The sequence below is a fragment of the Rhizobium sp. WCS2018Hpa-16 genome, assembly GCF_031843705.1.
Taxonomy (GTDB): domain Bacteria; phylum Pseudomonadota; class Alphaproteobacteria; order Rhizobiales; family Rhizobiaceae; genus Agrobacterium; species Agrobacterium tumefaciens_C.
Window position 1 is genome coordinate 528,048 of sequence record NZ_JAVTIX010000002.1, and the last position, 21,131, is coordinate 549,178.

Genomic DNA, 21,131 nt, shown 5'->3' on the forward strand with positions numbered 1-21,131 from the left:
TGAAAAGCAAAGCACGTGTGGCCCGATTCCTGTTCAGGTTTCGGTCGCATCGTTGCGCGTATATCTGAAACTTATAACACGCAGGGGTGTATTATGATTATGGTACCTATACTTGCATTGGGAGTACGAGAGTATGAGCCTGACCGATTGAAATCTGGCGCCATCGGCGGTCGTGACAGATCGCAGCGGCGCTCGATTTCGCTTGTCCACATTCTGGCTGGCGCCTGTGTTGCCGGTGTGAGCGGCATGGCTTCCTCCGCCATGGCGGCAGAGCCGGGGGCAATGAACTGGGGGCCTGGCGCCCCGGGCACTTATTTTGGCGCGTTGCCGCCTGTTCCCGGCATATTTCTGCTGAACAAGACCGGCTATCTGACGGCCAGCGAGTACAATGGTCCAGATGGAAACAGAGACCCGCTGTTTGATCTCGACCAGAAGGCGGCGGTCAGCGTGTCGAGAATTATGGGTGTGTGGCCAGTTGATCTGGATGGCTGGCGTTTCGCAACCCAGGTGGTGATCCCTTATGCTTACAATAACACCGACTTTGACAACATTCCGGTATCCGGCGAGGTCGATGGCTTCGGCAATCTGGGGGCTGTTCAAATCGCGAACTACACGTTCGGGCACTTTCATAATATTGGCGGCGCCATTGGCTATGCTGCGCATACGTCGAGCTACAAAACGTCACGGCAGATTAATGTCCAGAATGGGTACTCTACCGCCGATGTTTCCGTGCACTACAACTACTTTGATCCAACCGGCCTGGATTTCGGTGTCATGGCTGGTTATCACCGCAACAATCGCAACGAAGATACCGATTATCTTTCCGGCGATCTGTTCGCCACGGACTTCAAGCTCACCTATGCCGTTACGGATAAACTGAAAATTGGTGGCTATGGTGGTTTTCTCGTTCAGATCGAGGACGACAAGATCGGCTCGACTACCATCGCGAACAGGCGTTTCAGGGGCTTAAATCTTGGCCCGACCGTGATGTATGATCTTGGCCACTCCACGGTTTCTCTCAGCTACCAGTTCTCGGTGCTAGCGGAGAACGCACCGAAGGCCAATGCGGTGTGGCTATCGCTCTCCACGCCACTCTATGTGCCCAAGCCGAAAATCTGACGCTTGAATGCTTCTCTCCCCCACAGGCCGCGCTCTAAAAGCAGCAAAGCCTGTGGGGAAGAAAATCGTGTCATTCAAGCCGCAGCATACATGCTGGATCTGTTGCTGCCTCGGCCCGTATGTGCGCCGGTGGCCTCGGTTTTGAACTGGCTGAGAAGATCGGCAAGTTTCGTGGCTTCCTGGGCAAGGCCAGCACTGGCAGCGTTCATCTCCTCCACCATCGCGGCACCCTGCTGGGTTGCCTGATCCATGTGGTTGACAGCGGTGCTGACCTGCGTCAGTCCCGATGACTGATCCTGTGCCGCAGCGGAAATGGCATCCATGTGCTGATTGATGGATTGTACCACTTCGGCAATCGCATTGAGGCCCTGGCCCGTATCTCCCACCAGCTTGACGCCTTCAGTGACGGCACTGTTGGAGTTGCTGATCAAGGCCTTGATTTCCCGAGCGGCATGCGCCGAGCGTTGGGCAAGTTCGCGGACTTCCTGTGCCACGACAGCAAATCCCTTGCCTGCCTCGCCAGCGCGGGCGGCTTCAACACCAGCATTCAGCGCCAGAAGATTGGTCTGGAAGGCGATTTCGTCGATCACGCCGATGATCTGGCCAATCTGACCGGACGCCTGTTCAATCCGCTCCATGGCCGAAACCGCGTTGCCCACCACCTCGCTGGAATGTCCGGCATTGCCACGCGCCTCGCGAACAAGGTCGCGCGCTTCGTTGGTGCGTGTCGATGTTGACTTCACGTTGGTGGTGATTTCTTCCAGCGCGGCCGCTGTTTCTTCGAGCGATGCGGCCTGTTGTTCGGTCCGGCGCGCCAGATTGTCGGCGGCATGGGAGATTTCACCGCTACCGGCCTTCACGGCGCTTGCGGACTGACCCACAGCCACAAGAACATCACGCAGTTGGTTGACGGACACGTTAAAGTCCTGGCGAAGAGCTTCAAACTGTGGCGCAAACTGCTCGCGGATTTCGCAATTCATGTCACCGCTTGCCAATTGGCGCAGACCGGTTGCCAGCGAGCCCGTGGCCCTGTTGAGGCGATCTTCCGCTTCCGCTTCGGCGCGTCGCTGCACCTCCTCGCGCTCTGCTTCATTGCGCTTGCGGGTTTCTTCGGCTTCGGCTTCCAGTTGGCGCGTTCGAATGGCGCCCTGGCGGAACACTTCAACGCTGCGTGCAATGCTGCCGAACTGATCTTGACGGGTGGAGAAGGGAATGGGGGCTTCAGTTTTGCCCTCAGCCAGTTCTCCCATGCGCAGTTCTATCACCCGGATAATTCCGGACACGGTGCGCATGACGACGATACAGAGAATGATAACAAGAACAGTGACGAGCAAAGCAATGACGCTGCCCTCAATAAAATCGGAATAAAGTGCGTCCTTGCGGGCCTGCGCGGCGGCATTCAATGCTATCCCGGTTTTTGCAATCATCTCGAAGCGTGTGCGAGTGGCTGCATTGGCAGCTTCGCCGAACTGAGCCATCGAAATGGTCGTCGGGCCTTTGGGCGCGTTCACCGCCATATCTTTGGCGAGGGCGTCCAGCATTTTACCCTGATCGCTTTTTTGAAAAGCTTCGAACGAAGCAATAATATCGGCTGGAAGAAACGCCCGCATCGTGACGCCATAGATCTGTTTCAATTCGCGGGCATGAGACAGAAGATTGACCAACGGTCCGCCGATGCCTTCCTCACCGAGATAGCTCCTTGCTACAACACCCTCGATCAGGCTGCCGTCGTTCACCTGCATCAGGGCATGGTAGCCATCAATAAAGCGAGCGAGATCAAGGTCGCCGATGGTCGCGCTGGACCGCGCAATCAGAGAGATGCTGTTTCCAACGATAGGCTGAAGGACCGCCACCTCTTCCGAGAGATTGGGTGCGTTATTGTCAAGCTTGGCCCGAAATCCGTTGATACGATCCTTCCGTTCCATAACAAAGCTAACGGCGGCATCAATGGCAGGATCGACTTTGCCAAGCGTTTTCCAGTCATCATATGCCTGTTTCAACGCAACCAAAGCATCATCTGTTTCCTTGCGTTTCTGCGCCAGCTTATCAGGTGGCGCGACGCCCTCGGAAGGCAAAACAACCGCAATGGCGGCCCCGGCATTGGCCAGCCGCTGCACGACCAGCTGCTTTTCCAGGTTCACATATCGGTTATAGCTAGTCCACACTGAGGAAATGCTCAGGAAAAGGAAAGCAGCCAGTGGCGCAAATGCAATTAAATAAAGAAGGCTACGAAGGCTGAAGTTTTTCACGGTTTTCTCCAGTGCGACACCCGGGGAGGAAAATCTCCCCATGAACGGGTGAAAGAAATTTGAACCTACATGCAATAAAGTTGAGGCAGACCGTTTCATCGTGGTGAAATGGCGCTTCCGGCTCGTCCAATCCACCAGCTTGATCCCTCAAAACTGGACGACGGCGGCCTGTTGCAAGCCTGGTGGCTTTTCCAATCTCAAACAGCACATTGAAAGTGCGTAGGCTGTCCCACAGGTCGCAAAGCCACCTGCCGACTCAACAGCGCACACGAATTAATCCTTCTCAACTATGAGTATATGCGATGTCAGGTTAAAGAAAATCTAATGTAGTTTTAAGTGGAGTTTGATTTTAAGGGAAATCGCGAAGTTCGGCACAAGGCAGTCTCGGCCTTGAACTGATATGGGGCAGGGGCGGCAGATTGGAGAGGCCCCCCTATTTGCCGTCGTATTTTTAAATTACCGTGGGTTGAGTGAATATAAGCCGTCGGAAAGAACACTGCTTCGACAGGCGTCAAACAGGCACATTTATATCCGTTAATATGGATTATTGTCCGCTGATGATCGTCGACATACAACTTGAAAGAGTTAAGGTTCGCTTTCCAATATATGGCAGATCTTGCATGGCCGCGAGGCAAGGTGGCATCCCAAGTGGGAGATTCATGAAAATGTTAGAAATAAATAAAAATTGATTTTTGTTAGAATTATAATACATTACAAAATAATATTATATTCATATAGAACAAAATATTCAGTAAATTCCAAATTTAAGTGTATTTATTTTATTAAAGATTATTATGAATATTGATTGTTATTTTGTTTTGCTGTTATAATATTTAAATTCACTATCGTGAATGGTCAATGCGATTAATTTTATTAAAGCTCTGTTCGTTGTCTCCTAATGTTTTGAGGCTATGACATCGTTTTGATGTTTCCGCAGGTGCGGACCTTCTGTGCGGACTTGAGCCTTGTTCGAGTCTGGCACTATACTGCGGTTTACCTCAGTGCCGGAAATGCGTTTCAGATATTCAACTCAGGCTGGGATTGGCCTGTGCGCACAACTGAAATAAGCGGAGGCCATGCGCTGGTTCGGCGCCGATGGGTGAGCTTTGACCCGTGGCGCTAAGTGCTACTGGCAAAAATCGGTTGGCTAAAATGTCCGGCACTGTTATGATTGCGGCAACGTAACTTTATGAACGCCAGCAGCATCGCAATAAGCTTTCGCGCGGCGGAATGGATAAAACAGTGACTGACCCCGGTAACGGCATAAAGCCGTCGGAATCGGGGGCGTCGGCGGTGGAAAAAGGGAATGCGAAGCGTTCCCGTCGTGGCAAAAGCAGGCGTAGCGGGAAACCCCGTGACGCTTCTGCTTTGGCGCAGCCTCATATTGCCGATTCCCGCGCGGATTCCCCAAACAATGGCCAGGCGGAGCGTGACTCCGAACCCCGAAAGCGCAAGCGCCGCAGGCGTTCCCGTGGCCAAGGCGGCGGACAGCCTTCCCAAGCTGTGGAACACGGCGACACAGTTGGCGCTTCGGCAGGCGATGTTGCAAGCCCCGCCAAGCCGCAATCTCCGCATGAAAAGCGCAGGGCCCGGGGTAGCAAACACTCGCATCGTGGACCGCAGGGCAGGCCCCTGGTGCCCACCCATGCGCCCAAGCCCTCCGCCCGTCAAAACGGCGGGGCATCTCCTTCCCATGCTCCGTCTACGGCAGATCATCAGGGGCGCTCGCACGGCCGGTCGCAAAGCCATTACCGGGATGCTGGGCATGACATCGGCGCCGACATGTATGCGGCGCTTGATCTCGGCACCAACAATTGCCGCCTGCTGATTGCGCAGCCGACCCGCCCCGGCCAGTTTCGTGTTGTCGATGCATTTTCCCGCATCGTTCGGCTCGGCGAAGGTCTGGTCTCGACGGGACGCCTCTCCGATGACGCGATGGACAGGGCGGTTGAAGCCTTGCGTGTCTGCGCCTCCAAACTTTCGGGCCGACCTATCCGGCGCATGCGGCTGATCGCGACTGAGGCCTGCCGTGCTGCGGTGAACGGTGAACAGTTTCTTGAGCGCGTGACCCGCGAAACGGGGCTGACGCTGGAGATCATCAGCCGCGAGACCGAGGCCCGCCTTGCCGTTTCAGGATGCTCGTCGCTTGTCGGTCGTGAAGCGCGCTCTGTCGTGCTGTTCGATATTGGTGGCGGCTCGTCCGAAATTGCCGTCATAAAGGTTGGCGAAAACCGCTCCAGCCGGCTGGCAAACCACATCACGCATTGGACCTCGCTGCCGGTGGGTGTTGTGACGCTGTCCGAGCGCCACGGCGGACGCGACGTGTCGCCAGAGGTTTTCGCGGCGATGGTGGCGGAAGTCGAAGGCTTGTTGAACGGGTTTGATTGCCCGGCACCCGGCGAAGACATGCCCAATGATGACTTCCACCTGATCGGAACATCCGGAACGGTCACCACGCTGGCGGGCGTGCATCTTGACCTGCCGCGCTATGATCGTAGAAAAGTGGATGGCCTGTGGCTGTCTGACGACGAAGTGACGGCCATGCAGGATAAGTTGCTGGCCTGGGATTTTGCAGGGCGAGCCGCCAATGCCTGCATTGGGCCTGACCGGGCTGATCTCGTTCTGGCAGGCTGTGCCATTCTCGAGGCCATCCGCAAACGTTGGCCTTCCCGGCGCATGCGTGTTGCCGATAGAGGGCTTCGCGAAGGAATTTTGACGGATATGATGGCAGACGATGGCGCATGGCGCCGCAACAAGATCCGCCGTGCGGCTACGCAGGGCAAACCGGAACGGAAGGCTTGATATGAGCAAAGCGCCCACGAGTACAACCCGTACCGGACGCAAGATTGGCCAGAAGGTGAAGAAGGCAAAGCTGAAGCCTTCTTCCCGCGCCTGGATCGAGCGTCACATCAATGACCCTTATGTGCAGCGTGCGAAGCTCGAAGGCTACCGCGCCCGCGCGGCATTCAAGCTGCTGGAAATCAACGACAAGCATCAGATTTTGAAAGATGCGCGCCGGATCATTGACCTTGGTGCCGCACCGGGAAGCTGGTCGCAGATTGCCGCCAAGGTTACGGACTCGACCGAGGACGATATCCGCGTTGCGGCCATCGATTTTCTAGAAATCGACCCCATTCCCGGCGTTAAGATCCTGCATCTCGACTTTTTGGATTCCAGAGCGCCCGATCTGTTGATCGAGTCTGTGGGTGGAACGCCGGATCTGGTGCTGTCGGACATGGCAGCGCCTACCACCGGCCACCAGAAGACAGACCACATCAGGACGATGCATCTGTGCGAAGTGGCGGCGGATTTTGCCGTGCAGGTTCTGGCTGAAGGCGGCCACTTCCTTGCCAAGACTTTCCAGGGCGGCACGGAGCGGGCGCTTTTGGATATGCTCAAGAAGAACTTCAAGCAGGTCATTCACATCAAGCCCGCATCGTCGCGGTCTGAATCCGTGGAAATGTTCCTGTTGGCCAAGCACTTCAAGGGAAGAGAGCCCGGCGACCGCACGAGCCGGGAAGAGGATCTCGAGCGCAACACGCGGGAACTTGCGTTCGACCCACGCGAAGATGACTATGATGACATGGATATGCGCTGAACCCAGCGCATATCGTCTATTCCGCGGGCTGTGACGCCTTGTCACGATGCCCTGAAACGGCAGAGCCAGCACTCCTGTCCATCGCAATCAGCGGTACGATAGCAAGCAACGAGACGACAGCCACGATTGTGAAGGCTGTGTGGAAATCCGCGAGCTGCAGGTGCTCGCCCGATAGATAGCTGCTGGCTTCCAGAATGGTGGCGGCAAAGGCCACTCCAAGCGCAAGGCTGATCTGCTGCAAGACCGATGACATCGACGTTGCCTGGCTTGCCTGCGCATCCTCGATATCGGCATAGCCGAGCGCGTTGGTGCCGGTGAAGAAAAACGACCGTGCAAAGCCAGCGGTTACCAGAAAAATCATGATCAGCGGATAGGGCGTTAACGGCGTGAAGAACGCGTTGGCGGCGGTGGTGAACGCACCGACAATGCCCGCCCCGATCAGGATCGTTCGAAAGCCCGTTGCTGCGAACACGCGCCGTGCCACAAACTTGGTGGTGATGGCACCGATGGCACCGGCAAAGGTAATCATGCCGGATTGAAACGGATTGAGCCCGAAGCCGATCTGCAGCATCAGGGGCATGAGGAAGGGTATGGCGCCCGTTGAAATGCGAAACAGGGTTCCGCTGACCGAAGCAGCGCGGAAAGTCGCATTGCGGAAAATCTTGAAATCGAGGATCGGGGCGGGGTGAGATCTGGCATGCCGGACATACCAGAAGCCACAGATGAAACCAATGATCATCGTCGCAATGCCGACCGAAGGCGGAAGCGCGGGCAGGCTGACGACGGAGACGCCGAAGACGACGCCCGATGCCGCGATGCCCGAGAGGATGAAGCCCTTGGTATCCATGGGCGGTGGATTGGTGGTTTCGATTTCTGGCAGATAGATCGTCGCCAGCCAGATGCCGATGACGCCAATCGGCACATTGATGAGAAAAATCCAGTGCCAGGAGAAATAGGTGGTGATGAAGCCGCCAATGGGTGGGCCGGTGAGCGGACCCACAAGGCCGGGGATGGTCAGTAGCGCCATGGCCGAGACGAGTTCGGAGCGTTTTGTGGTGCGCAGCAGAACTAGCCTTCCGACCGGCGTCATCATCGCGCCACCCATGCCTTGCAGGAAGCGGGAGAGGACGAACTCGATGACCGAGGACGACACCGCGCAACAGATCGAGCCGATGACGAAGATGGCAATGGCGATGCGGAAGATTTTCTTCGCGCCGAATTTATCCGCCATCCAGCCGCTGATGGGAATGAAGATGGCGAGCGCGACCATGTAGGACGTCAGCGCCAGCTTGAGCGTGATCGGCCCGACATTGAGATCAGCGGCAATCGCGGGCAGGGATGTCGCGATGACTGTGGAATCCATCTGCTCCATGAAAAGAGCAACGGCGAGTATAAGCGGAATGACGCGATTCATGGGGTGATTGCGGGAAGACCGCATCCTGATAGGGTCGTTGCCTGTTACCTACGCCTGCGCGCAGGATTTGCCAACTAAACATTCCTTCATTCGGGAATTCATCACGTCTGTGTGAGACGGATCTTTCTGCTCAATCCTGACGTTTAGCAATGTTAAAGCTATCGCGCTGAGGCGAATATATCTGGAGGATTTCATGAGAAATTTATTGACGATGAACAGACGCAACCTATTTGCCACCGCAGGACTCGGCGTACTCGCTGCTCCCTTCGTTCTGCGTGGCACTGCTTTTGCGCAGGCAAACCAACCGCAAACGTCCATGAAGGTCGATCACGCCATGCCACCTGATACAAATCGCTTCAAACTTGGAAATTTCGAAGTTCTCGTCGTGAAAGACGGAGCAAGACCATCCGGCAAGCCCGGTGAGACCTTCGGCACCAACCAGAGCGCCGAAACCGTTGGTGCACTGCTGCAGGAAAACTTCCTGCCCACGGACCAGTTCGTCAACAGCTTCTCACCTGCGCTCATCAATACCGGTTCCGACCTCGTTCTGTTCGATACGGGATTTGGTGAGAGCGGTCGTGGCGCAGGCAATGGCCGCTTGATGGAGGGCCTCGCTGCCGCAGGCTTCAAGCCGGAAGATGTGACCGTTGTCGTGCTGACCCATATGCACGGCGACCACATTGGCGGCCTTATGGAAAAGGGTGCTCCTGCATTCCCTAACGCCAGATATGTCATGGGCCAGGCCGAGTACGACTTCTGGACCGACACCAAGCGCGTGGGATCACCGGCAGAAGGCGGCCATAAGGCGGTGCTCGCCAACGTCAAGCCGCTTGCGGAAAAGGCCACCTTCATCGGTGATGGCGCAACGGTCGTATCCGGCATCACCAGTGCCGCTGCATTTGGCCACTCGCCCGGCCATATGATTTTCCACGTCGAGTCGGAAGGAAAGCACCTCGTGCTGACCGCCGATACGGCCAACCACTTTGTTCTGTCGCTTCAGCGGCCTGAATGGGAAGTGCGCTTCGACATGGACAAAGCCGCCGCTGCCGCCAGCCGCAAGAAGGTGTTCGACATGGTCGCGACCGACCGATTGCCGTTCCTTGGCTACCACATGCCGTTCCCTTCGGTGGGTTATGCGGAGCGCCAGGATGTCGGCTATCGCTTCGTTCCGAAGTCCTATCAGTTCGACATCTGATACCTGCTGCATAGGTGCAACACCAAGACCCGGAACGTGTTTCCGGGTTTTTTCTATTCCCTTCCTGTCATGAACGTGTTACCAGCCCTCGCCAACTTCCAAGCAATCCTTTGCAGGGCGCCGGGGTGAACATTCGTTCCGGGACGGCCATGCATTTTCAAATTAGGAATTTGGCCATGGCTCGCATTATTCAAACCCCCACCGGTCTCGATGCTCTCACATTCGATGACGTGCTGCTTCAGCCGGGGCACTCCGAAGTCATGCCCGGCCAGACGAATATCTCCACGCGTATTGCCCGTGATATCGAACTCAACCTGCCGATCCTGTCCTCTGCGATGGATACGGTGACCGAAGGTCGTCTGGCCATTGCCATGGCGCAGGCTGGCGGCATCGGCGTTATTCACCGCAACCTTTCCCCGGTCGAACAGGCCGAAGAGGTCCGTCAGGTGAAGAAGTTCGAAAGCGGCATGGTGGTCAACCCTGTCACGATCGGCCCGGATGCGACGCTTGCCGAAGCGCAGGCGCTGATGAAGACCTACAGCATTTCCGGTATTCCCGTTGTTGAAAATGGTGGTTCCGGCGGTCACAAGACGGGTCGCCTCGTTGGCATTCTGACCAACCGCGATGTGCGTTTTGCGTCTGATCCAAGCCAGAAGATCTACGAATTGATGACCCGTGAAAACCTGATCACGGTCAAGGAAAGCAGCGTCGATCAGCAGGAAGCGCGCCGCCTTCTGCACAAGCATCGCATCGAAAAGCTGCTGGTTGTGGATAGCGCCGGCAACTGCGTGGGCCTCATCACCGTCAAGGACATCGAGAAGTCGCAGCTCAACCCTAACGCCACCAAGGATGCGCAGGGCCGTCTTCGCGCTGCCGCTGCCATCAGCGTGGGTGCCGATGCCATCGAGCGGGCCGAGCGCCTGATCGCGGCAGGTGTCGACCTTCTGGTTGTCGACACGGCGCATGGTCACTCCCAGCGCGTTCTGGATGCGGTCACGCAGGTCAAGAAGATGTCGAACGCCATTCGCATCATTGCTGGCAATGTGGCGACGGCAGACGGCACCAAGGCGCTGATCGATGCAGGTGCGGATGCGGTCAAGGTCGGTATTGGCCCCGGCTCGATTTGCACCACGCGCATCGTGGCGGGCGTTGGCGTTCCACAGTTGGCGGCCATCATGTCGGCAGTTGAAGCGGCACAGGCTGAGGATATTCCAGTCATCGCTGATGGCGGCATCAAATTCTCTGGCGATTTTGCCAAGGCCATTGCCGCCGGTGCGTCTGCGGTCATGATCGGCTCGCTGTTGGCTGGCACGGATGAAAGCCCAGGCGAGGTGTTCCTCTATCAGGGCCGTTCCTTCAAGGCCTATCGCGGCATGGGCTCTGTCGGTGCCATGGCCCGTGGCTCCGCAGACCGTTATTTCCAGGCGGAAGTACGTGATACGCTGAAGCTGGTGCCGGAAGGCATCGAAGGCCAGGTGCCATACAAGGGTCCGGTCTCAGGCGTGCTGCACCAGCTTGCTGGCGGCCTGAAGGCTGCCATGGGTTACGTCGGCGGCGGCACCATCAAGGACTTCCAGGAGCGCGCAACCTTCGTTCGCATTTCCGGTGCGGGTCTTCGTGAAAGCCACGCCCATGATGTGACGATCACCCGCGAAAGCCCGAACTATCCCGGCGCAGTCTGATCCGTCTAACAATGCACGCTCCCCGAACCAAGATCGTTCGGGGAGCGTTTTTCTATAAAAGGAAGCCTGACAATGTCACCAACGACTGCCATGTTCTGGCCTATGATTGCGCATGCGCTTCTGGTCTTCGGTCTCTATATGCTTCTTTTTATTCGTAGAAAAAAATATACATTCTCCAATAAGGAATCGTTCAAGCGCTTTCGGGATGCTGGGGAAGAGGCGGATCAAAGCCGGGTGGTGAACAAGAACCTCGCCAACCAGTTCGAACTGCCGATGCTGTTTCATGCGGCGTGTCTTTTGCTTTACATCACCGATGCAGACAACATCGCCACCATCATCCTCGCCTGGATTTTTATCGCTGCCCGTTACGTCCATTCCTATGTGCACGTCACAAGCAATCGCCTGCGTTACCGCGCACCGGCCTTTGCCATCAGTTTTCTCGCGTTGATCCTCATGTGGGGCTGGCTCGGCATCTGGCTTGCGCTGGAATAGGCGTATAAGGCCTGTCTCGCAGATCGCGAAAAGTTGTTTTTCTGACCGCCCTGATACTGCATCATTCGTCGCGTATTTCCGTTAAGTGTCATGCTCCAGCAAAGCTAGATTGGAGCATACGATGACCGATGGCCCGAAGATTTCGCAGGCGATGATCGATGCATACGACGAGTACACGCATCTTAGCCTCGACCGACGCAAGTTCATGGAAAAGCTGACGCTTCTAGCAGGCTCTGGTGCAGCCGCCGCAGCCATCGCGCCCATGCTGGCCGCCTCAGGCGCTCAGGCTGCCATGATCGCTGAGACAGACGACCGCATCGTAGCCGAAGATGTCACCTATCCCGGTGCTGACGGCGAGATGAAGGGCTATCTGGTGACGCCGAAAGATGTCTCCAAGCCACTCGGCTCGGTCATCGTCATTCACGAAAACCGTGGTCTGAATGCCCATATCCGTGATGTTGCCCGCCGCATTGCGCTGGAGGGGTTTGTTGCTCTCTCTCCAGATTTTCTGTCATCGCAGGGCGGAACGCCTGCGGATGAGGAAAAGGCGCGGGCGATGTTTTCGGGCATGGATATGAACGCGACTGTCGCCAATGCAGAAGCCACCCGGCTGTGGCTGACGAAGCGTGCGGCATCCAACGGCAAGACGGGCGCCATAGGCTTTTGCTGGGGCGGTGGCCTCGTCAACCGCCTAGCCACGAAATCACAGGGTTTGAATGCAGGCGTTGCCTATTATGGTTCGCAGCCGCCGGTGAAAGACGTTCCCGCTATCACCGCGCTGCTGCTTTTGCACTATGCGGGGCTGGACGAGCGGATCAATGCCGGGATTGATGCCTACCGCAAGGCGCTGGAAGCCAATGGCAAAACGTTCGAAATCTTCGTCTATGACGGCGTGAACCACGCCTTCAACAACGATACCTCGTCCGCTCGCTACGACAAGGCGGCAGCCGATCTTGCCTGGAGCCGCACGGTCGCGTTTTTCGCCAAGACGCTGGCTTGATTATAGTGCCGGCTCGTGACGCTACCAGCCGGGCATGAGTTGCGCGGTGCGCAGGCGTGGCGTAGCGCGGCCAAAGGCCTTGCCATCACTGTCAAGATCCTCAGCGGCGCTGGCTGGCGAGATATTGTCCAGGCAGGCGGTGATGTGATCTGTGATGGCATTGATGAGGGAAGGCGAAAGGCCAGGACGCTTCATCAGTCCGATTTGAACGGGTGGCAGTGGCGGGAAGCCATCCGCTGCTGTCAGCACCTTCATGCCGGTTCTGAGAGTGGATTCCGGCAGCACCGAAACGGCCATGCCCGCAAGCACGGCTGACGCTATGACGGTGGATGACCAGCTGGTAAACAGCACCTGATAATCACGACCATCGGCATCCAGTGCCGAAGCAGCCAATTGCCGCCAATGGCAATCACGGCGTCCTACCGCAAGCGGCACAGGCACGTCATCACGCAGAGGGTGGTTGGCGGACGCGACCCAGCACAACGGCTCGGTGCGCACGATATCAGATGTGCGGGCGCGGGGATTGTGAGTCACCAGCGCGATATCCAACTCGCCACGCGCCATCTTTTCCGCAAGGCTGACCGATGGCTCGCAGACAATGTAAAGCTCGACATTGGGATGCGTCTTGGCAAAGCGGCCAATAATTTCAGGCATATAACGGTCTGCATAGTCATCTGGTGTGCCGATGCGCAGCGTGCCTTCGAGGCGGTTGTCGTCAAAGGCGGCGACAGCCTCGTTGTTGAGGCGGATGATACGGCGGGCATAATGCATAAGCTTTTCACCCTCTGCGGTCAGCCGGTTGCCGCGTCCATCCTTGGCGAAAAGCTGCTTGCCAAGCCGCTCCTCAAGCCGCCGCATCTGCATCGAGACCGCTGACTGAGTCTTGAAAACCCGGTCTGCCGCTTTGGTGAAGCTGCCCGCGTCGATGATGGCGATGAATGTGTGCAGCTGGTCAATATCGAGGGGTGCGGACATCGCGTGCCATCCATAAGAATGATTGATGTCTGACATTAGAAACATTCGTTGGACTGATCAATAGTCTTGCGACATTTTGACGCCAGAAACATCAATCAACCAAATGGTCATCCAAGGATGATCGAACCGGCGGCCTCCACACATGGGTGTGCAGGCTTTGTCTCATCGTGCCTGAATGAAGGATAGTGTTATGCGCACGGCAGTACGGAAGATGGAACTGGGCTTATTCGCACCACGGGCCGCGACCCTTGAAGTGGTCGTCGCCAGCGTAGCCAAAGGATTCCGCACGTTTCTGCGCCGCATTTCCAACCGCATCGCCGCTAATAGGCTCAATGAGATGGATGACCATCAACTGGCCGATATTGGGCTGACGCGCAATGATTTGAAAAACGCATTCGACGCGGGCCTTACTTCGGACCCCACCACGCGGCTGGCGCATTGCGCCAGAACGGCGGCCGCAAAGGCCCTTTAGCGGCGGCCTCTACAGTTTCCCCGCAGGGTGATTGCCAATAACCCTGCCTTTGCCCGGTGTCTGCGCTTGCGCTGCACCGGGCTTTTTTGTGCGTCTATCTTAGTATTGATACTCATCAAAGACCGGCAAGACTGACTGGTTCCAGCGACCATTGTAGGCTGCCAGCAGGTCCTCTGCCATGGTTGACTTCTTGGCCAGAACCTCATCCAGCGGGTTGAGGAACACGCTCTCGTCCTGGCCCTCTTCATTGAGGCGCTTGCGATTGCGCAGTCCGTCGCGGGAGATCGACACGGTTTCACGCGCCACATCCATTACGGAGCGACCAGCCACGGTGGCTTTGAGGCCTTGGACCGGCACCGTGTCGCGCATGGCAACAACGTCTTCAACTGTCCAGTCCGCCGTCAGTTCATCAGCAGCGGTAAGCGCGCTGTCATCATAGAGGAGGCCGACCCAATAGGCAGGCAGCGCACAGATACGACGCCATGGGCCACCGTCTGCACCGCGCATTTCCAGGAAGCGCTTCAGGCGCACATCCGGGAAGAGCGTCGAGAGGTGGTTAGTCCAGTCACCCAGGTTCGGTTCCCACTCGGCAATCTGGCCCTTCAACGCGCCGTTCATGAACTGGCGGAAGGTCATGTCGGTACAGTCACGATATCTGCCATCGCGCACTATGAAATACATCGGCACATCCAGCGCCCATTCAACATAATGATGGAAGCCAAAATCAGGCTGGAAGGCGAAGGGCAGCACGCCCGAGCGGCCATTATCGGTATCGCGCCAGATATCGCCGCGCCAGGACAGGAGGCCATTTGGCTTGCCTTCGGTAAACGGGGAGGAGGCGAACAGCGCCGTTGCCAGCGATTGCAACTTCATGGAAACACGCATCTTGCGGCGCATGTCCTCTTCCGAGGAGAAATCGAGGTTAACCTGGATTGTACAGGTGCGGTACATCATATCCAGACCATGGCTACCGACCTTGGGCATATAGCGCGTCATGATCGCATAGCGGGATTTCGGCATTTGCGGCGTTTCGTCATAGGTCCAGAGCGGGCTGCCGCCTATGCCGAGAAAGCGAATGCCCATTGGCTCGGCAATCTCGCGCAACATCGCCAGATGCCGGTTGGATTCCTTGCAGGTCTCATGCAGGGTTTCGAGCGGCGCGCCTGAGAGTTCGAACTGTCCACCCGGCTCGATGGAAATGGCACCCATGCCGCTCTGCTCGCTCAGGCCGATGATGTTGCCTTCGTCGATGATGGGTTCCCAGCCGAGCTTTTCCTGCATGCCTTTCAGAAGCGCTGAAATGCTGGCATCACCAAAATAGGGAACGGGCTTGTTGCCATCGCGGAAGAAGGCAAACTTCTCATGCTCTGTGCCGATACGGAATTTTTCAACCGGCTTGCAGCCTTGCGCCAGATAATCGATCAATTCCTGCGTCGAGGAAATGGGGGTCTGGTCGGTCGTGTCGCGGGCCATGAAATTACCTTGTGGTCGATGTTGCCAATCTGGCTTTAATTCGCTGATAGGGTGCTGCACCGTGGCGCGCAAATGAATTTCTTTCAAGCATGGATTTACGGCTTATGTTGTGCGCCGTGACCAGCCTGACAAGTCGCTATTTCCAATCGCCGAGCGTTGCCTGAATGACAGCAAGCGCTACAACCGCTGCCGTATCTGCCCGTAAAATCCGAGGTCCAAGCGGAATGGGTGTCACGGATGGATGGTCGCGCAGCATGTGCTGCTCCTCCTTCGAAAAACCGCCTTCAGGACCGACCAGCAAAGCGAGCTGCTTTTCTTTGATTGCGCTGAGGATCGGCAACGGGTTTTGGCCTTCGTCGCCCTCATCGCAATAGATGATGCGGCGGGAGGCGGGCCATGTTTCCAAGAGGTCTTTGAGCTTTACCGGTTCTTCAACCTGCGGCACGGCCAGAATGCCGCATTGCTCGGCGGCCTCGATCACATTGGCGCGGAGCTTCTCCAGACTGGTGATCTTGCCCTGAACATGCTGCGTCATGACAGGTTGAAGCACGCCCGCGCCCATCTCCACGGCCTTTTGCACCAGATAATCCATGCGACCGGTCTTCAGCGGCGCAAAGAGATAGTGAAGATCGGGTTTGGACGGCTGCGGCCTTGTCTGCTCAATCGGCGTCAGCAGAATTTTCTTGCGGGTGGGATAAGAAAGCTGCGCCTTCCACTCGCCATCCCGACCGTTGAACACCAGAATTTCCGCGCCATCCGCCATCCGCAACACATTGGCCAGATAGTTGAACTGATCGCTGTCAGCCTCGATGGCATCAACCGCGCTTAAAGGCTGGCTGACGTAAAGACGTTGCATTCTGAAGTTGGCGCGCATGTTTCTCGTTCGACCGAATTGAAGGCTATAGAGCGTTTCCGCTGGACTTGCTCTAAAGCCTGATAAACAGAATATACATGATTCCATAACAGGTTGCCGACAAGGCTGCGCTGACCGGAACGGTGATGATCCAGGCTGCGATGATCGTCATGAAATGCGAGCGGCGGACCAGATAGCGGCGGCTGACCTCGGATGAGTTTTCGGTGTCTTCAACCTGTCTGTCGCTGCCTGCTTCCAGCCGCTGGCGTGCCCTTTCCATGTACCATTCACGGAAAAAGCCGACCCCGAACACAGCGCCGATGGCTGTGTGGGTGGTGCTGACAGGCATGCCGAAGCGAGAGGCGACGAGAACGGTCAGCGCAGTCGAAACCGATATGCAAAAAGCCCGCATGGGGTTGAGCTTGGTGATCTGCTCACCCACCAGACGGATCAGCCGTGGTCCGAACAGCAGAATACCGCAAGACAGGCCAAACGCGCCAATCAGCATCACCCATTCAGGTGCCCGATCCGTCTCACTAACGACAACGCCCTGCGTTGCGCGCACGATGGCAACCACGGGGCCGATGGCGTTCGATACGTCATTGGCTCCATGCGCAAAAGACATCAGGCCGGCAGCCAGAATGAGGGGCCATTGAAACATCTTGCGCAGCGACTGATTGCGGTTCTCAAGTCCCTGGGACTGCTTCGCGATCAGCGGTATGCAAAGACGCCAGCTGATGACGCCAACTGCAAGCCCCGACAATATTGCAGTTTGGTAGGAGACGGTGACCACATGGTGAAACCCGACCCAGATGAGATAGGCGGTGAAAACGCCGCTCATGATGCCGATCAGTACCGGCACCCAAGTCCGAGCAGCGGCAATCTTGTCCGTGCGGTAGATGATATATTTGTTGATTAAGGCAAGCAGAAGAATGGCAAAAAAGGCACTGATGAAGGGCGTTGCGACCCAGGTCATGGCAATGCGGCTCAACGAAAACCAGTCTACCGCTGCAAAGCCATAGGCAGCGGTACCCGCGCCTGCCACGCCGCCGACAACGGTGTGCGTGGTGGAAATGGGAGCCTTGAGATAATTGGAAAGATTGACCAGCAATGCAGCGGTCATGAGTGCCGAGAGCATGGCCCAGGCAAAGATGGAGCTTTCGGGAATGGACCGGGTGTTGATGATCCCGCTTGAAATCGTTTCCACCACGTTGCCGCCGGTGATAACGGCACCCATGACCTCGCAAATGGCTCCGATGATGAGCGCTGCCGCCAGAGGCAACGCCTTGGCGCCAACCGCAGGGCCCACATTGTTGGCCACATCTTTTGCACCAATGTTCATGGCCATGTAGGCGCCGATAATAACGGCCGCAAAGACTATTCCCGCGCCGGGCTGGTCCATGACAAACACGCTGGCGACAAGCGCTGAAAGCATGAGGAACAGCAGACCAAGACCAACGGCCGTTAGCCCACGGGTCAAGTGAAACCCGGCCTCCTCGACAAGCGTCAGCTTATCCAGATCCTTGTCCAGCGTTGGTTTCATGCGGTTGTTGGGTGGTTGCGCCATGGGTCTGCTTTCGGCTGCGGTATTCACCGCATATGCAGGCGCAAGCGGTCGGTAGAGATTATAGGTTTACGATTTTCAGCGGCGGTTGCTGTTGCGTTTGCGCCATTTGCTTGTCGAATGAAAGGAAAAGTTCTTTCAGTTCCGGTTCGTTCACACGCAGCGCAGCTTCCTGCGGACTGACCCACTCCAGCGTGCGGCTTTCTTTCTCGGGAAAGTTTTTTAAGAGCTCGGCAACTTCCAGTAGATGCACCTGCACGCGGCACAGAACATTCATTCCGTTGCGCATCTTCTTGTCATAGGTGAAAAATCCGAAATGGTCTTTCTCGACACGACCGCGCACACCGGCTTCTTCATAGGCTTCACGCTCAGCAACGGCATGCGCCTTCTTGCCTTCCATCGGCCAACCCTTGGGAATCACCCAGCGGCCCGTGTCGCGGCTGGTCAAAAGAAGAACCTCCACACAGCAACTCTTCTTGGCGCGACGATAGCAAAGCGCCGCATATTGCTGCCGCGGTGGGCGGCGCAAAATAAGGCGAACATCATTTGCCAGTCGGTTCAGAAGATTCAATTCATGAGATCCTTTTTTCGATTTATCTTATATAAAATATCCAGCCCGATATAGCCAGTTGCTCACGGCCATATCTTCGCATGGAATGTGAAACGATTCGCTAAATTGTCAGGTTGTTACAACCTGAGGTCAAGGCTATAGCAGCAAATGCTCAAGCATATTTCATGTTGAGCACATATTTTTTGTGATCAAAATGACATCCGTCAAAACAACCAGTGCTGCAGGCCGGATATAACGCCATCGGCTTCATTTTCAAGGGCTGAGAAAATATTACCCTTTTGCGCAGCCAATGCTTTCAGTTCCGGCAAGGCATTGGCAACGGCAATACCGCGCACGCCGGGAAGTTCAAACATTGCCCGGTCGTTGCCCGTATCGCCAGCCACCACAACCTCATCAAGACCGATTGCCAGACGGTGGCACAGCCATGTGAGGGCGGCCCCCTTGTCTGCTGCTTTCGGCAAGATATCGAGATCCCGCTGGCTGGAATAAACGATGCGCGCGTCTATGCCATTGTCCGCCATGAGGTTTTCGATGATGGCAATGTCTTCGGCCTTTGCATCGTGCAGGTACCAGCTGGATTTCAAGCCGTGCTGGTAACGTTCGGGCTGAATGCTGACGCCCGGAAGACCCGAAACAAGCGATTTGATCTTGTCGATGTCGAAAGCCTGACCGAGCGATGCCGTGTAAGCAGTTTCCAAGGAGGGTTCGTCACGGCATGACAGCATCGTTCCAACACCGCCGATGACATAGTCAGGCGAGGGCAGGGGAACCTGTTTCATCAGGTCGAACTGGTCATCGAGCAGCCGCCCGCTGTTGAAAACAAGCAACGGACGGTTACCTTCCGGCAGTGACTGCCAGAAGTCGCGGAAACGGGCCGTTGCAGCATTGTCGCCCACAACCGTGCCGTCGAGATCTGTTGAGAAAATGCGAAGCTTTTTCAATCGCCATCATTCCATGGTTCAGCCCAGTCCGACTCTTCCAGAACAGGCATCATCGGGCGCCCCTCCACAACGGCCAGCAGCTGCTGTGCAATTCCTGTCCAGGTGAAAAGGCTGCGGGCCTTGTGCGCGCCCATGCGCGAGAGGCGGCCATAGAGGCGCTCATGCTTGAGCGGCTTCATCATGGTAATGCCGAGATCTTCCTTATCGAAAGGATCGGCAAACAGCGCATGACGCCCGTAGCTGACCGCTCGGAACAGGCCGCCATGAATGGTGACCACAGTTGGCGTGCCACTTGCCATGGCTTCGATGGCGGTCATGCCAAAGGGTTCGTACCGGCTGGAAAGCACGAACATGTCGGCGGCACGGTAGATGTCGGGCAGGTCCTCATCGGCAACATAACCGGAGAAAATCACCTTATCCTCAAGGTTTAGCGACTTTACCCGCTCCTTGAGATGATTGAGGATAGTCGTTTCCTGCTCGTCCATGTTCTCGCCGCCCACGGCCAAATGAAGGCGGGCATCCGGCTCGCGTTCGATGAGGACGGAGAAGCCGTCGATCAGCAGGTCATAGCCCTTGTTGGTCGCAAGACGCCCAAGCGCCAAAACCGTCTTGCCCTCGAAGCCAAAACGCTGACGCAGCATCTGCCGCGAACCTTCCGACACCGGAAAGAACCGGTTGTCGTCGTAACCCGGCGGGATCATGTGGATGTGCTTGCGCTTCAGGCCGTAATCTTCGATCAGAACGTCCAGCTGCACCGGTGTCGTGGCAATAACCATGTCGCAGCTGCGATAGACGATCAGCTCATGCTGTATGCGTTCCTTGAAATTGAATTCCAGTTCGAACGTATCCGCCTTTTCCGGATAATCGGTTTCCATCTGGCGCTTTTTCCAGATGCCGATGGAGTGCGGCGTGTGAAGATGCGACACCTTCAACGCTTCCGAGAGACGTTGACCCGCTACACCCGCATCCCAGTAATGGCTGTTGATGAAGGTGTAATTCAGGTTGTTTTTCTTGATGAAGCGAAGTGCGTTTTCGCACCATTCCATCATGTGGCGGTGGAGATATTCCTTTGGAATGAAATCCTTGCCGCCGCAGGGAATGCGCACGACGCGAACGCGCTCATCAACTTCGTCAAATTCCGGCTGGTCTTCGAATTGGCGGGTGTAAAGATCGACTGTATATCCAAGCTGCCCGAGTTTTCGAGCCAGCTCCAAGACATACACGACCTGTCCTCCGGTATCGGCAGCGCCTAGCGGCGGGTGCGCGGCGACATAGCCATGTGTCGATATGAGTGCTATCCGGGGATAGCGTTCAGTTTCGCTCAAGGTCATCAATAGCGTCCCATCGTAGTAAAAAATTCCATTAACCACATGAAAATGGCTCCTTTCCGAAAAGGTTCCATCAAAAAGTGATAAAATCTGTCAATCTCGGTTGGTTCGGCAAGATTTTAAGGCGCTGTCAGGGACTGGCTCGCTTGCCCACAGTGCCGAGATGCAAGGCGTATACAGATGCTCCATATGGCGCCAATCCACG

17 protein-coding genes are annotated in these 21,131 nt (G+C 56.3%); 8 read left to right on the forward strand and 9 right to left on the reverse strand.

What is annotated here, in order from left to right:
* Positions 1-93: 93 nt before the first annotated feature.
* Positions 94-1,119, forward strand: a complete 1,026-nt coding sequence (locus tag RQI55_RS08645) for a transporter (protein ID WP_243256625.1) — start codon at positions 94-96, stop codon at positions 1,117-1,119.
* A gap of 74 nt (positions 1,120-1,193) precedes the next feature.
* On the opposite strand, the gene RQI55_RS08650 is transcribed toward RQI55_RS08645, so the two are convergent.
* A complete protein-coding gene (locus RQI55_RS08650) occupies positions 1,194-3,368 on the reverse strand; it encodes a methyl-accepting chemotaxis protein (RefSeq protein WP_311272474.1) in 2,175 nt (724 codons plus the stop codon).
* A 1,230-nt stretch (positions 3,369-4,598) separates the two neighbouring features.
* Here RQI55_RS08650 and RQI55_RS08655 point away from each other — a divergent pair.
* Complete coding sequence (locus RQI55_RS08655; protein ID WP_311272475.1) at positions 4,599-6,170, forward strand: Ppx/GppA phosphatase family protein; 1,572 nt, start codon at positions 4,599-4,601, stop codon at positions 6,168-6,170.
* A 1-nt stretch (position 6,171) separates the two neighbouring features.
* Positions 6,172-6,966, forward strand: coding sequence for an RlmE family RNA methyltransferase (locus RQI55_RS08660; protein WP_243256621.1), 795 nt, complete (start codon positions 6,172-6,174; stop codon positions 6,964-6,966).
* A gap of 16 nt (positions 6,967-6,982) precedes the next feature.
* Here RQI55_RS08660 and RQI55_RS08665 read toward each other — a convergent pair whose 3' ends face one another.
* On the reverse strand, positions 6,983-8,380 hold the full coding sequence (locus RQI55_RS08665; RefSeq protein ID WP_243256620.1) for an MDR family MFS transporter: 1,398 nt from the start codon (positions 8,378-8,380) through the stop codon (positions 6,983-6,985).
* A gap of 211 nt (positions 8,381-8,591) precedes the next feature.
* Between RQI55_RS08665 and RQI55_RS08670 the strand changes: the two genes are divergently transcribed.
* The 4 genes from RQI55_RS08670 to RQI55_RS08685 all read left to right on the forward strand — a co-directional run bounded on the left by RQI55_RS08670 (position 8,592) and on the right by RQI55_RS08685 (position 12,749).
* A complete protein-coding gene (locus tag RQI55_RS08670; RefSeq protein WP_409233714.1) occupies positions 8,592-9,575 on the forward strand; it encodes an MBL fold metallo-hydrolase in 984 nt (327 codons plus the stop codon).
* Between the two features lie 176 nt (positions 9,576-9,751).
* Positions 9,752-11,257, forward strand: a complete 1,506-nt coding sequence (gene guaB, locus RQI55_RS08675; protein WP_042619085.1) for an IMP dehydrogenase — start codon at positions 9,752-9,754, stop codon at positions 11,255-11,257.
* A 72-nt stretch (positions 11,258-11,329) separates the two neighbouring features.
* On the forward strand, positions 11,330-11,749 hold the full coding sequence (locus RQI55_RS08680; RefSeq protein WP_243256618.1) for an MAPEG family protein: 420 nt from the start codon (positions 11,330-11,332) through the stop codon (positions 11,747-11,749).
* 121 nt (positions 11,750-11,870) lie between these two features.
* Positions 11,871-12,749 carry a dienelactone hydrolase family protein gene (locus RQI55_RS08685; RefSeq protein ID WP_311272476.1) on the forward strand — a complete coding sequence of 293 codons (879 nt, stop codon included), beginning with the start codon at positions 11,871-11,873 and terminating at the stop codon, positions 12,747-12,749.
* Between the two features lie 21 nt (positions 12,750-12,770).
* Here the strand turns inward: RQI55_RS08685 and RQI55_RS08690 are convergent, their stop codons facing one another.
* Positions 12,771-13,724 (reverse strand): LysR substrate-binding domain-containing protein, encoded by a 954-nt coding sequence (locus RQI55_RS08690; RefSeq protein WP_042619109.1) that lies wholly within the window; start codon positions 13,722-13,724, stop codon positions 12,771-12,773.
* A gap of 190 nt (positions 13,725-13,914) precedes the next feature.
* Between RQI55_RS08690 and RQI55_RS08695 the strand changes: the two genes are divergently transcribed.
* Complete coding sequence (locus tag RQI55_RS08695) at positions 13,915-14,196, forward strand: DUF1127 domain-containing protein (protein ID WP_042619087.1); 282 nt, start codon at positions 13,915-13,917, stop codon at positions 14,194-14,196.
* 99 nt (positions 14,197-14,295) lie between these two features.
* On the opposite strand, the gene RQI55_RS08700 is transcribed toward RQI55_RS08695, so the two are convergent.
* From RQI55_RS08700 to RQI55_RS08725, 6 genes are all read right to left on the reverse strand, one after another.
* Positions 14,296-15,669 (reverse strand): glutamate--cysteine ligase, encoded by a 1,374-nt coding sequence (locus RQI55_RS08700; protein WP_243256616.1) that lies wholly within the window; start codon positions 15,667-15,669, stop codon positions 14,296-14,298.
* A gap of 136 nt (positions 15,670-15,805) precedes the next feature.
* Positions 15,806-16,543 (reverse strand): 16S rRNA (uracil(1498)-N(3))-methyltransferase, encoded by a 738-nt coding sequence (locus RQI55_RS08705; RefSeq protein WP_311272477.1) that lies wholly within the window; start codon positions 16,541-16,543, stop codon positions 15,806-15,808.
* A 52-nt stretch (positions 16,544-16,595) separates the two neighbouring features.
* Positions 16,596-18,089: an inorganic phosphate transporter gene (locus RQI55_RS08710; protein ID WP_243256614.1), complete on the reverse strand. Its 1,494-nt coding sequence runs from the start codon at positions 18,087-18,089 to the stop codon at positions 16,596-16,598.
* Positions 18,090-18,147: 58 nt separating this feature from the next.
* On the reverse strand, positions 18,148-18,657 hold the full coding sequence (locus RQI55_RS08715) for an NUDIX hydrolase (RefSeq protein ID WP_192063462.1): 510 nt from the start codon (positions 18,655-18,657) through the stop codon (positions 18,148-18,150).
* A 203-nt stretch (positions 18,658-18,860) separates the two neighbouring features.
* A complete protein-coding gene (locus RQI55_RS08720) occupies positions 18,861-19,598 on the reverse strand; it encodes an HAD-IIB family hydrolase (protein ID WP_243256613.1) in 738 nt (245 codons plus the stop codon).
* Complete coding sequence (locus RQI55_RS08725) at positions 19,595-20,929, reverse strand: glycosyltransferase family 1 protein (RefSeq protein WP_243256612.1); 1,335 nt, start codon at positions 20,927-20,929, stop codon at positions 19,595-19,597. Before RQI55_RS08725 ends, RQI55_RS08720 begins: the two co-directional genes overlap by 4 nt.
* Positions 20,930-21,131: the final 202 nt, after the last annotated feature.

Bases quoted from the DNA above. Each gene is read 5' to 3' on its own strand.
- RQI55_RS08645 (WP_243256625.1), top strand. From the start codon at position 94: ATGATTATGGTACCTATACTTGCATTGGGAGTACGAGAGTATGAGCCT.
- RQI55_RS08655 (WP_311272475.1), top strand. From the start codon at position 4,599: ATGGATAAAACAGTGACTGACCCCGGTAACGGCATAAAGCCGTCGGAA.
- RQI55_RS08660 (WP_243256621.1), top strand. From the start codon at position 6,172: ATGAGCAAAGCGCCCACGAGTACAACCCGTACCGGACGCAAGATTGGC.
- RQI55_RS08665 (WP_243256620.1), bottom strand. From the start codon at position 8,380: ATGAATCGCGTCATTCCGCTTATACTCGCCGTTGCTCTTTTCATGGAG.
- RQI55_RS08670 (WP_409233714.1), top strand. From the start codon at position 8,592: ATGAACAGACGCAACCTATTTGCCACCGCAGGACTCGGCGTACTCGCT.
- guaB (WP_042619085.1), top strand. From the start codon at position 9,752: ATGGCTCGCATTATTCAAACCCCCACCGGTCTCGATGCTCTCACATTC.
- RQI55_RS08680 (WP_243256618.1), top strand. From the start codon at position 11,330: ATGTCACCAACGACTGCCATGTTCTGGCCTATGATTGCGCATGCGCTT.
- RQI55_RS08685 (WP_311272476.1), top strand. From the start codon at position 11,871: ATGACCGATGGCCCGAAGATTTCGCAGGCGATGATCGATGCATACGAC.
- RQI55_RS08690 (WP_042619109.1), bottom strand. From the start codon at position 13,724: ATGTCCGCACCCCTCGATATTGACCAGCTGCACACATTCATCGCCATC.
- RQI55_RS08695 (WP_042619087.1), top strand. From the start codon at position 13,915: ATGCGCACGGCAGTACGGAAGATGGAACTGGGCTTATTCGCACCACGG.
- RQI55_RS08700 (WP_243256616.1), bottom strand. From the start codon at position 15,669: ATGGCCCGCGACACGACCGACCAGACCCCCATTTCCTCGACGCAGGAA.
- RQI55_RS08705 (WP_311272477.1), bottom strand. From the start codon at position 16,543: ATGCGCGCCAACTTCAGAATGCAACGTCTTTACGTCAGCCAGCCTTTA.
- RQI55_RS08710 (WP_243256614.1), bottom strand. From the start codon at position 18,089: ATGGCGCAACCACCCAACAACCGCATGAAACCAACGCTGGACAAGGAT.
- RQI55_RS08725 (WP_243256612.1), bottom strand. From the start codon at position 20,929: ATGACCTTGAGCGAAACTGAACGCTATCCCCGGATAGCACTCATATCG.